Genomic DNA, 11,520 nt, shown 5'->3' on the forward strand with positions numbered 1-11,520 from the left:
TGGATTAGATTTGCTCGTTGTTGTGAACGCTACTCAAAGTGATATGTCTTAGTAAGAAGAGACAGGACTGGGAAATAACATCATTTATATGTCTTAGTAAAAGTTATTTATAACAGCAAGATTACCATTCTTTACTTCATTCTTATATGTATTTCCCGGAGTTGCAGAATAGGCACTATTAATATCCTATCGGTATTTTTTATATTGGTGCCTCTTACTGTATCAACAAATAGCTGATTAAGTTCATCCATCTGTGATGCAGCTTTTTTCCAAAAATCCAATATTTTTAACAATTGTCAACTTCGTTATATGATGCAAATAATAAATGGTTGTCATAGGATTTAAATTTATTCGAGATTTCAGTCCATAGAGATGCTGCATTATTTTTTATTTGTATGAAGTTATCTTCCTTCACTTCGGCTTGGATGGGTTCACTATCGTGATGAATGTATATTATGCCTGTTTCATCACGGTAAGTACGTGTGTGACAGATTACTATAATCTGTTGCATCCCCGTAATAGGTGTAAAGAGAGTTGCTTGGATTCAAACCAGTATTTATGGTTTCAATAAATCTAGTGGCAGCGAGGGGGAAGAGCAAAACAGCGGAATACGTAACAAGGTATATAAATTTAAAAATAGTAATTTGCCACGCTTAATTTTATGTGTTATTTTGATGAATGTTTTATAGTTTTGAATTTATTTCATGGCTAATAAGTCAAGAATATTTTCTTTGAAAGTGAGACTATGATATGAAAAAAAAGAATTCAAAAATTGATATTGTAATTCCTTGGGTAGATGGAAGTGATCCGTTATGGCTTTCTGAAAAAAGATTATATGATGAAAAAATGCCCTTTCTTGATGATAGCATAAATTCAAATCAAAGATACAGAGATTGGGGATTGATGCGGTATTGGTTTCGCGGTATAGAAAAAAATATGCCATTTATCAATAAGATATTTTTTGTGACATGGGGGCATGTGCCGGATTGGCTTAATATTGATCATGAGAAGCTTGTAATTATAAAACACAAAGATTATATTCCTGATAAGTACTTGCCAACTTACAATTCTAATGTTATTGAATTAAATCTGCATAGGATAGAAGATCTTTCTGAAAACTTTATATTGTTCAATGATGATGTGTTTGTAATATCACAGACTACTGAAGATATGTTTTATAAAAATAATCTTCCATGTGATATGCCACAGTGTGAGATTTTGTTTAATTATGATTTGACTAGTGTGTTTGAACATATTGTCTTTAATAATCTTGGAATTATTAATAAACATTTCGGAGAACAACGAAGACCGTTAAAAGCTGTCCTTAAGTGGGTAAGCCCTATTTATGGACGAAAAATAATGTTGTCTAATCTAAATAAACTAGCATTTAAAAGAATAACAGGCTTTAAGGATCAGCATCTTGCAATTCCACATAAGAAGAGTGTATTTCAAAGTATCTGGGAATTAGAGAATGAAAACCTTGACAGGGTTTGCATGAACAGGTATAGAACTGCAATGGATATAAGCACGTGGTTAATGAAGTATTGGAATTTAGTTACTGGAAACTTTACACCTATTAATACTTCTTTGATAGGTGAATACTTAGGTTTTCAGAACGAAAAATCTTTAGATGAAATATGTAATAAGATAGTAAGGAAAGAAAAACCTATTTTGGTTATCAATGATACGATTGATGGCACAGATGAACAATTATTTTTTCGTTGTCAAAAGAGACTTGTTGATGCATTTGAGAGAATACTTCCTGAAAAAAGTTCATATGAAAAATATTAAATCAGTTATTTATAAGATTTCTAATGGAACCATATAATGTAAGATTTATTCTAAATAATAATAATCTTATTTTGTTTTTTTTACTTACATAAGGTAAAAGTGCTTTAGCAATTTTGCAATAATCTTTATATTGATTGTTGATTATTATTTTTGCATCCTTATTTCTAAGGGCATCCTTTGCTTCTAGAAGAAGTCTCGTTCCAAAGCCAAACCTAAAGAGACTTGCCTTATAGTTTTTTAATGACAAGCAATAGTTAGTTATAAGAATATTCACTGATGTTGCGTCAAGTAATTTCATTGAAGGATTACTACGCATAAGGCTTTTTTCTGAACATGTAAAATAGTAAACTGGTTCACTGATAACATATATTGACTTCGATTGATCCAATAGATAGGGAAGAGTACAATCATCCTCAGCTATTCTAATATCTTCTCTAAATCGAAGAGTTTTCCATAAATGCATATCATATAGTTTAGCAGTAACTTGTATAACAAGTCTGCAGTCAGCTTCAGCCATCATGCTTAAAACTTCATATTTATTTAACTTTTTGTTGAGATAATAGTCTGGAATATATGGTCTGCCTAGATAATCTCCACCATCTGAGTATATGTCAAAATTTCCGATGACATAATTTGCATCATGTTCTTTGATAGAAGTTAAAAGTAAAGAAAGAGCTTTGGGAGCTAATCTATCATCACTATCAAGAAACATTACGTAATTCCCGGTAGCAATGTTTAATCCCTGATTTCTGGCATGACTTACACCATTATTTTCAGTATGTAAAACAACGATGTTTGGATATTTGCTGGCATAGTTATCACATAATATAGGAGAATTATCAGTGCTGCCATCATCAACAAGTATTATTTCTGTGGTAACATCTTTTTGATTTAGTACACTTTCTATACAATTATTTATGTACTTTTCCCTATTATAAACTGGAATGATTACAGAAATTATATTGCTTGATTCACTCATTTTTTTATCCCTTTTTATGTTCTATTAACTTTAAAATACGATTATAACCATGTGCTATAAATAATAAAACGAATTCTTCAAAAATAGTTTAAAAATCATCTTGTTTTGTATTTATTATGTGAGAACAAAAATAATTACAAAAACAATTGTTAAATCTTGAAAATAATAATATAATCTTCTATCAATGTAAAGAATAAAAATATTATAATACATATGTATATAAAACTTCACATTTATTAAAATGATAATGGAGAATTAAATTAGTTATTTATGAATAATTTGATTTCAGTGATTCTTACTGTCTATAATAGAGAAAATTATTTGTCAAGATGTATAGATAGCATTCTTGCCCAGAAAAATGTAAATTTTGAAATTATTATTATTGATGACGGAAGTACTGATTCATCTCCCCAAATTTGCGACGAATATGCATCTAAATATGACAATATTAGAGTGATTCATGAAAAAAATGCTGGTCTTAGCGTCGCCAGAAATACTGGTCTTGATAACGTCAAGGGTGATTTTGTTTTTTTTATAGATGATGATGATTATCTTCCTGAGGATTCGCTGTACACTTTGATGAAACTTCAAATAGAAAATGATGCGGATCTTGTATTGGGGAATTATTCTGAGTATCTGGATGATGGCAGTTATGATAAAACCTTCAAAATACCGGAAAAATATTGTAATAAACTGCTTACAAACCGTGAGACTTGTGAGTTATTATTTTATTCTGAGTTTACACATGTACTTGTTGTTAACTGGGGAAAGCTCTATAGAAAAAAAATATGGGATGGTGTTAGGTTCCCTGATGAAATAATAAAAAGTGAAGATCAGTTTGTTTTACCTTCACTTATTGAAGCGTGTGAGAGAATTTACTTTACTGATAAAGTGGTATACAATCAGGTATTCTCATCTCACAGCATTACCAGAAGTAAATATGGGCTTAAAAATTTGTTCCATGCAAGTGGAATTTCTGAGGTGATTAAGTATTTGCTCAAAAAAAAATATTATGATATTGCTGTTTTTAAATTTGGGGTAGGTACAAGATCTATAATATATTTTAATTGTGTTCTAAAGGATGAAGATTCCCAAAATGAAATACGAAGACTTTACAAGATATATTGTGGATTTGCGAAGGAATTGATGCCATATGTTAGCATGAAAAACAAACTCAGATTTTTGCTTTTCAGATTATCTTTGAAAGGGTATACAATTTTTCAGAGAAAACACTCAAAAAGATTTGCAAAACGCAATTTTGGGTAAATACATTGAAGATATGAATAGTAAATTGAGCTATGTATTTAGGAATGAAAAGAAATTTTATATCAGTATCACGGAATACTATCATGTTAAACAGCTTATCCAGACTATGATGAAGCCAGATTCTCATATGGGAGATAAAGGACAGTATTATGTAAGAAGCCTGTATTTTGATTCTGTTGATAACGTTGATTATTATTCAAAGCTTTCCGGAATTGATGAAAGAAAAAAGTTGCGACTTCGTATTTATGATGTTACCGATAATGATGTAAAGTTTGAAATAAAGAACCGTCATGGTGATTATATAGAAAAGGAATCATTAACAATTACTAAGGAAGATGCGCAATCGGTCATAAAAGGGAATTATTTATGTCTTGAAAGATATTCTGATAGCGTTGCAGTAAAAGCTCATAACATCATGGTGAGACAGGTATATAAGCCAAAAGTAATTGTTGATTATGATAGAGAGGCTTATGTTTATCCTGAGCATAATGTTAGAGTGACCTTTGATAAGTTTATAAGAGGAGCTTTTTCTGATCGACTGTTTGATGGAAATATTGGCATGGTTCCGGTAATTAGAGAACCCCTTTTTGTTATGGAAGTTAAATATGATAGTGTATTTCCTGAATTTATTAAGCAAGCTATCAGCACAACTATTATTCAGCATTCCGCAATAAGTAAATATTGCATGGTGAGAGATACATTAGCTTAGCTAAAATTAAAATAATTATAAAAGGAAATTTGATTTAAGAATGAATAAACGAGAATTGCTTTATTATTTGCTTGAAAACAACACGAATATCTCAATTGAAGAGATTGCGATTGGGCTAATTATGTCAGTGATTTTGGCATTTTTTATTTGCTTTGTATATAAGAAAACTTATACAGGAGTAATGTATTCCAAAAACTTTAATGTTACATTATTGCTTGTAACTATCATTACTACGATGGTAATGATGATAATAGGCAGTAACCTGGCTCTTTCTCTAGGTATGGTGGGTGCACTTTCCATAATCAGATTCAGAACTGCCGTTAAGGATACAAAGGATAGCGCATTTATATTTTGGACGATAGCGGTTGGTATAGCATGCGGGTCAGGTATTTACATGATTGCAATTCTTGGAAGTTTTATTATTGCATTTATACTTTTTTTGTTGAGTAAGGGTATTTTTGATGAAACTACATATCTTGTAATTGTACATGCTAATGAGCATGTTGATGCTGATACTATTACTGATATCATTGAAAGGCTTTGTAATAAGTCAAACTTAAAGATGAAGAATTTATGTCCATCAGGACTTGATATTACCTATGAAGTTTCTATCAAAAAGGGAATGGATTCAGAAATAGTAAAGAGCATTAAAACTATTGAAGGGGTTAATGCTATTAATATTGTGACATATAATGGGGAAATTGCGGGGTGAAGCTTTGAAACACCGTCGTGTTTATAGGATAATTGGGATTATATCATTTGTAATACTGCTTTTTACTATGTTTTTATGTATAAAAAAAGAGTACAAAGATATAAACGAATATGAAGAAAACGAGACAGGAATTACTCTTTGCATTAACGAAGTGATGTATGCAAACCTTGGCTTGCAAAAGGATATAGATGGGGATAACAGTGACTGGATAGAAATTTATAATTATGGATCAAATCCGGTCAATCTTTTTGGAATGTCAATTGCTGATCATGCCGGAAAAGCTAACAGATGGTACTTTCCTGACTATGAACTAGACGCAGGAGAGTATCTTGTTGTATGGGCATCCGGTAAGAATAAAATTACTGATAAAGCAGAAATGCATACGGATTTTTTGATTAATGATGATGATGTTATTACGTTAAATGATAAAGATTTTAATTGTATAGATGAGGTTTTTATCAATACGAGTGTTAATCCCGGTATTTCTGTTGGAAGACCTTCTAAAAATCCCAAAACTTTAGCATTGCTTTCAAATGCTTCGCCAGGTAAATCGAATAATGCAACGCCAATTTCTTATGGTGTTAAGACGGATAAAGCGTTAATGGCACCGATTTTGTCTGAAAAATCCGGTGTTTACAACAATTCATTTGAATTATCGATTTCTTCCATGGATAAAGATAGTGTTATTTTATATACGATGGATGGATCGAATCCGGTGCCTACATCCAAGCGTTATTCAGGTCCGATAAAAATAACAAATAAGAACTGTGAACCTAATAATATTGCCAATGTAAAAACTACAGTAAATTATACATTTAAATACAAGTGGGAAAATAAATATTTCTATAAGGGAACAGTGGTTAAGGCACGTACCATGAAAAATGGGGTCCTATCTGAAGATATAGTGACAGGTTCCTATTTTATTTCTCCTGATACTACTTTTGATATTATTTCATTATCATTAAATTCTGATGAATTATTTGATGAACGGGATGGCATATATGTGCCAGGAAAATCTGCATATTATTGGAAAAAGTACAATAAGGAGAAACAACAAAATTATTTGTCAGGTGCTAATTATAATGACAATGGTAAGGTTAAAGCTTATGTTGAGATATTTGATAGCAAAGGAAATGAAATATCAAATTGTAATACTCTGCTATCAATAGCAGGTGAAGGCTCAAAAATATATGCTGAAAAGAGTTTAAAACTTGAAGTAATAGACAATAATGAATTATTTGCAAATGATATTTTTGAGGAGGTGCCTTCAGCTTTTTCTTATGCAAACGATGGGATTGAAGAAATCACTTTAAGAAATTCCGGAAATGATTTTAATCGAACGATGTTTTGCGATGTTTTGGCGCATTCACTGATTTCTGATGATATGAATGTCCCATATTTAGCAGCACAGCCTTCTGTATTATTTATAAATGGTGAGTATTGGGGAATTCATAATATTAGAGAACGTTATGATGAAAGCTATTTTTCAAGGCATTATGGTATAGATTCTTCAAAACTGGTACTTATAGAACTAAACACAGATGTTGAACCATTTGTTCCTGATATATGTAACGGATCAGAAGAAGATTTACACGATTACTATAATTTGATTGATTATGTAAAAAAGCATGATATGTCAGATAAGGCTTCATATGATTATGTATGCGAAAGAGTTGATATAGATAATTTTATTGATTATTACATAGCTGAGATGTATTTTGCTAATTGTGATTGGCCTGGAAATAATTTTAAAATTTGGAGGGCCGATCAGAAAGATGCATCTTATGGTGATAATAAATGGCGTTTTGTTTTTTACGATGCAGATAACACCTTTTTGTATCCGAATTATAATTCTGTAGAATTTATTTTGAAAGAAAAATATGATAGTGAAAAAATAGGAGAAATTCCATATGTTTACGCTGCTAATCGTGAGTTGATTAATGGGCTTATAAAAAATAATAATTTTAGAGACAGATTTTTTTCAAGATTTGAAGAATGCTTAAATACTGTATTCTCAGAGGAAAACGTTCTATCAAGAATAGAGTATTTTGAGAAGCTTTATGGTCCTGAAATTGAGGCTCATTATTTAAGATGGCATATTGTAGATGGTTGGTTAACAAAGCTAAAAAAGATATTTAAGGATGTGAATTCTTATGATGAATCATATTCATATGATGGATGGAAACAAAATGTACTGTATATGAAAGAATTTGCTCAGATAAGGGAGAGCAATATGCGATTCTATATAGATGAATATAAAAAAGAAGTAAATATATATTAGGATGGTTTTTATGAATGATGAAATAATTACGAATATGATTTCGATAATTATTCCTATTTACAATAGGGAGGAATATTTACATAAATGTATTTTAAGTGTATTGAATCAGAAAAATGTAGATATGGAGATTATATTAATAGATGATGGAAGCACTGATGCTTCGGGGGCAATAATTGATGACTATGCCAGGAATAATCCTAATGTGGTTGCTATTCATCAGAAGAATAAAGGTTTAAGTGCTGCACGAAATGCGGGGCTCGATATATGCAGAGGAGAATACATATTTTTTTTGGATAGCGATGATAGTATAGCAGATAACGCATTATCAAGTTTATTAGTTAAAATGAAAGAGATGAATGTTGATATATGCATAGGAAACTATAGCAAATTTTATGATAATGGTGAATTAGAAAGCACTAATTTAATTCCAAATAATTTACAAAACAAAATTGTGCATCCGGTTGATGTTTTATCCATGATGTATGATATAGAGTCATATTTATGGGAAATTATATGGGGGAAATTATATAAAAGAGATATTTTTCAAAACATTAGATTTCCTGAGGGACGAAATTATGAGGATGAATATGTGATATCTGACATAATGGAAAATACTACTAAAGTATATATATTAGATGAAGTTATATATTATCAAACACTGTCTAAAGGAAGCATAATGCGTAGTAAGTTTAAGCTTAGTAATCTTGATTCTACTGACTCTATAATTAGAACAATTAATTATTTTATAAATAAAGAATATTATGATTTTGCTCTTTTCAGGTTTGGAGAAGGAACAAGAAAATTAATCTATTGGAAGAAGGAACACCGCGAATCGGATGTAATTAAAGAGATTGACCGACAGGTAACGGAATATAGAAAAATAGCTAAAAGACTTATTCCACATGTTAAACTATCAGAAAAAATTAGATTGTTACTATTTTGTATTAGTTTTGAAGTCTATGATTTTGTTAGAGATTTTTTAAGGGGATAAAGGATTTAATTATGCTTGTTCATACAATATATGGGCAGGCATTTTTAGAATTATTTAATGGATGACATATGGGACGAAAAAAGAAACAAACAATTGAATTCCGTTTCTACGAAATACCTCAGGGGCAGAGTTGTCTGGCCCTTCTTGGTGAGAAATGGATCAGGGTTTATGGCGAGGCTATAAATACCTTGCATTTTCATAATCTTTTTGAAGTGGGGTATTGCAGATATGGAAAAGGAATAGTGGTATTCGATGAGAAGACCAGTGATTATGAAACAGATATGTTTACTACGATTCCGCCTAACTATCCTCATACAACAAACAGTAAAGAGGAGAACTTCTGGGAGTATCTGTTTTTCGATGTTGAGCTTGTTGCGGAGCAGATGTATCCGGATAATGTTCCAAAACAAAGGGAAGCAATAACGATTCTTAATAAGAGAGCTGACCTGATACATGCTGATGAGAATCCTCAGATGGCTGAGATCATAAAACGGATAATGGAGGAGATGAGGGATAAAAAGCCCTATTACAAGGAAACAACTCAGAACCTTATAAAGACGCTGGCTTTTTTGATAATGCGGATGCATAAGTCCATGGATGCGGAGGCTCCTACACTTATAGAAAGAGAAAGCGGCGCTGATATAATGAGCATTAAGCCGGCAATTGAGTATATAGAAGAAAACTATGCTGATGAGATACGTGCGCTTGACCTTGCCAATGTATGTAATATGAGTGAAACACATTTTAGACGGTCCTTTGTGGACATCATTAATATGGCGCCGATGGATTATCTTAATCTGGTCAGAATTCAAAAGGCCTGTGATACAATGAGAAAAACAGAGCATCCTATGGAAATAGTTGCTGTGGAATGTGGCTTTGGCAATGTGTCTACCTTTAATAGGAATTTTAAAAAGTTTTTGGGCACTTCGCCATATCAGTGGAAGAAAAATAAGGAGAATTATGTAGGAAAACTCCTGGATTATAACATTCATGCCTTAAAAGGATGGTAAATGGCTTAAAATGGGCAACTTAATCATTTAAGCTTGTTCAAAATTCATTCAAAATTTGTTCATAATTGGTCGATAATGCACATTTTAGTTATAAAAATGTGCATTATTTTTATGTTTCATTGGTATAATATACATATGTTTGATTCAGAGAGTGATTATTTCAGTCAAAATGCCTAAAATCATCTGATGGGTAATCACTTGAAAATAGAATCAAGTAAGATACTAATTTTATTTTCATTAGGGAGGACATAATAATGAAAAGAAAAGCATTATCAATAGTACTTGCATCTGCAATGACACTTTCTATGATTGCAGGATGCGGCGATAGCGGAAGCGCTGACACAGCTACAACTTCAAATGAAACAACAGAGGCTACAGATAGCACTGAGACAACAGAAGCTACTGATAGCGCAGAGACAACAGAGGCAACAGATGCTGCTGAAGAAGCTGCTCCTACAGCTGATGTTTCATCCGAAGGCGAGCATGAGCTTTCAGTTTATGCTTGGGATAAGAACTTCAATATTCCTGCACTTGAGGCAGCTGAGAAGGCTTATCAGACTGTTGATCCCGAGTTCAAGCTCAACATCATCGAGCAGTCAGCTTCATCTGACGTTGAGAACGCTGTAACACTTGCAGCTAACTCAGGTGACTATTCACAGCTTCCTGACATCGTTCTTTTCCAGGATCACTACATCCAGAGCTATGTTACAAACTATCCGGATGCTTGGATTGATCTTGAGGATGCAGGTATTGATTGGAGCAACCTCGGTGCTGAGAAGATTTCTTACTCAACAATCGATGGTAAGCATTACGGCGCTCCTGTTGATAACGGCACATCAATCTTTGCATATCGTACAGATATCCTTGAAGAGTGCGGTTACACAATGGATGACGTAACAGGTATCACATGGGAAAGATGGCTTGAGATCGGTCGTGATGTTAAGGAGAAGACAGGAAAGTATCTCCTTTCAATGGACCACAACGGAGACGATCTTCCTTACATGATGATGCAGGCTGAAGGTCAGTCACAGTGGAAGGATGGACAGCCTTACTTCGTAGGCAACGATACACTTAAACAGATCCTTGAAGTTATCATCACAGGTGCTCAGGACGGTGTTATCTACCTTTGCAATGACTGGTCAGAGTACACAGATACTTCTATCATCGGCGATCAGGTAGCAGGTGTATTCAACGGTAACTGGATCATTCCTACAATGGAGCAGGTTGCTGAGAACAGTGGTAAGTGGCAGATCACAACAATTCCTACACTTACAGGTAAAGAAGGTTATGCTGCTAACGGTGGTTCTTCACTCTATGTAACAGCTAACTGCTCAAAGCCTGAACTTGCTAAGAGCTTCCTTGCTTACACATTCGGCGGCGGTGAAGGTGCTATGGATACATATGACAACGCTCTTCGTAACGGTGGTGTTATCGGAACATGCATCTCAGCTTCTAAGTCTGATGTTTACCAGGAAGGCGTAGACTTCTTCAACGGCCAGTCAATCTATGCTGACATCGTTAACATGGGTGCTAACGTTCCTGTAGTTGAGCAGAGTGATTATCACTATAACGCTCGTACATATATCCAGGCAGCTATTACAAACGTAATCAATGGATCAGACCTCGACACAGAGCTTCAGGGTGCTGAAGATCAGGTTAAGTTCGAAATGGGACAGTAAAAGTAATCACTTGGCGAGGTCCTTTCGAGCCTAGTGTACTACTTTGTTCTGGCGAGCGAAGCGAGATCAGAACTTCCTTGTGAAATAAGATCAAAACTTCCT

At 33.1% G+C, this 11,520-nt stretch carries 10 protein-coding genes; 8 read left to right on the top strand and 2 right to left on the bottom strand.

Annotated elements, in window-relative coordinates; translation table 11 throughout:
• Nucleotides 1-286 precede the first annotated feature (286 nt).
• Nucleotides 287-511: a cellulase family glycosylhydrolase gene (locus BV60_RS24515; RefSeq protein WP_156036052.1), complete on the bottom strand. Its 225-nt coding sequence runs from the start codon at nucleotides 509-511 to the stop codon at nucleotides 287-289.
• Nucleotides 512-750: 239 nt separating this feature from the next.
• Here BV60_RS24515 and BV60_RS0108845 point away from each other — a divergent pair, with 239 nt between their 5' ends.
• Nucleotides 751-1,791, top strand: a complete 1,041-nt coding sequence (locus BV60_RS0108845) for a stealth family protein (RefSeq protein WP_029321024.1) — start codon at nucleotides 751-753, stop codon at nucleotides 1,789-1,791.
• Between the two features lies 1 nt (nucleotide 1,792).
• On the opposite strand, the gene BV60_RS0108850 is transcribed toward BV60_RS0108845, so the two are convergent.
• Nucleotides 1,793-2,770, bottom strand: coding sequence for a glycosyltransferase family 2 protein (locus BV60_RS0108850; RefSeq protein WP_029321026.1), 978 nt, complete (start codon nucleotides 2,768-2,770; stop codon nucleotides 1,793-1,795).
• Between the two features lie 270 nt (nucleotides 2,771-3,040).
• Here BV60_RS0108850 and BV60_RS0108855 point away from each other — a divergent pair, with 270 nt between their 5' ends.
• The 7 genes from BV60_RS0108855 (at nucleotide 3,041) to BV60_RS0108885 (ending at nucleotide 11,418) form a co-directional block, all read left to right on the top strand.
• Nucleotides 3,041-4,036: a glycosyltransferase family 2 protein gene (locus BV60_RS0108855; protein ID WP_051656614.1), complete on the top strand. Its 996-nt coding sequence runs from the start codon at nucleotides 3,041-3,043 to the stop codon at nucleotides 4,034-4,036.
• A 13-nt stretch (nucleotides 4,037-4,049) separates the two neighbouring features.
• On the top strand, nucleotides 4,050-4,745 hold the full coding sequence (locus BV60_RS0108860; protein ID WP_029321030.1) for a polyphosphate polymerase domain-containing protein: 696 nt from the start codon (nucleotides 4,050-4,052) through the stop codon (nucleotides 4,743-4,745).
• A 40-nt stretch (nucleotides 4,746-4,785) separates the two neighbouring features.
• The gene (locus BV60_RS0108865; protein ID WP_029321032.1) at nucleotides 4,786-5,457 is read left to right on the top strand and encodes a DUF4956 domain-containing protein; all 672 of its coding nucleotides are present in this window, start codon (nucleotides 4,786-4,788) and stop codon (nucleotides 5,455-5,457) included.
• A complete protein-coding gene (locus tag BV60_RS0108870) occupies nucleotides 5,438-7,738 on the top strand; it encodes a CotH kinase family protein (protein ID WP_081846632.1) in 2,301 nt (766 codons plus the stop codon). The genes BV60_RS0108865 and BV60_RS0108870 overlap by 20 nt, the downstream gene beginning before the upstream one ends.
• Nucleotides 7,739-7,748: 10 nt before the next feature.
• Nucleotides 7,749-8,729: a glycosyltransferase family 2 protein gene (locus tag BV60_RS21870; RefSeq protein WP_051656616.1), complete on the top strand. Its 981-nt coding sequence runs from the start codon at nucleotides 7,749-7,751 to the stop codon at nucleotides 8,727-8,729.
• A 68-nt stretch (nucleotides 8,730-8,797) separates the two neighbouring features.
• The gene (locus BV60_RS0108880) at nucleotides 8,798-9,739 is read left to right on the top strand and encodes a helix-turn-helix domain-containing protein (RefSeq protein ID WP_029321038.1); all 942 of its coding nucleotides are present in this window, start codon (nucleotides 8,798-8,800) and stop codon (nucleotides 9,737-9,739) included.
• Between the two features lie 254 nt (nucleotides 9,740-9,993).
• The gene (locus tag BV60_RS0108885) at nucleotides 9,994-11,418 is read left to right on the top strand and encodes an ABC transporter substrate-binding protein (protein ID WP_029321040.1); all 1,425 of its coding nucleotides are present in this window, start codon (nucleotides 9,994-9,996) and stop codon (nucleotides 11,416-11,418) included.
• Nucleotides 11,419-11,520: the final 102 nt, after the last annotated feature.

The organism is Butyrivibrio sp. AE3004, assembly GCF_000703165.1.
GTDB lineage: Bacteria > Bacillota > Clostridia > Lachnospirales > Lachnospiraceae > Butyrivibrio.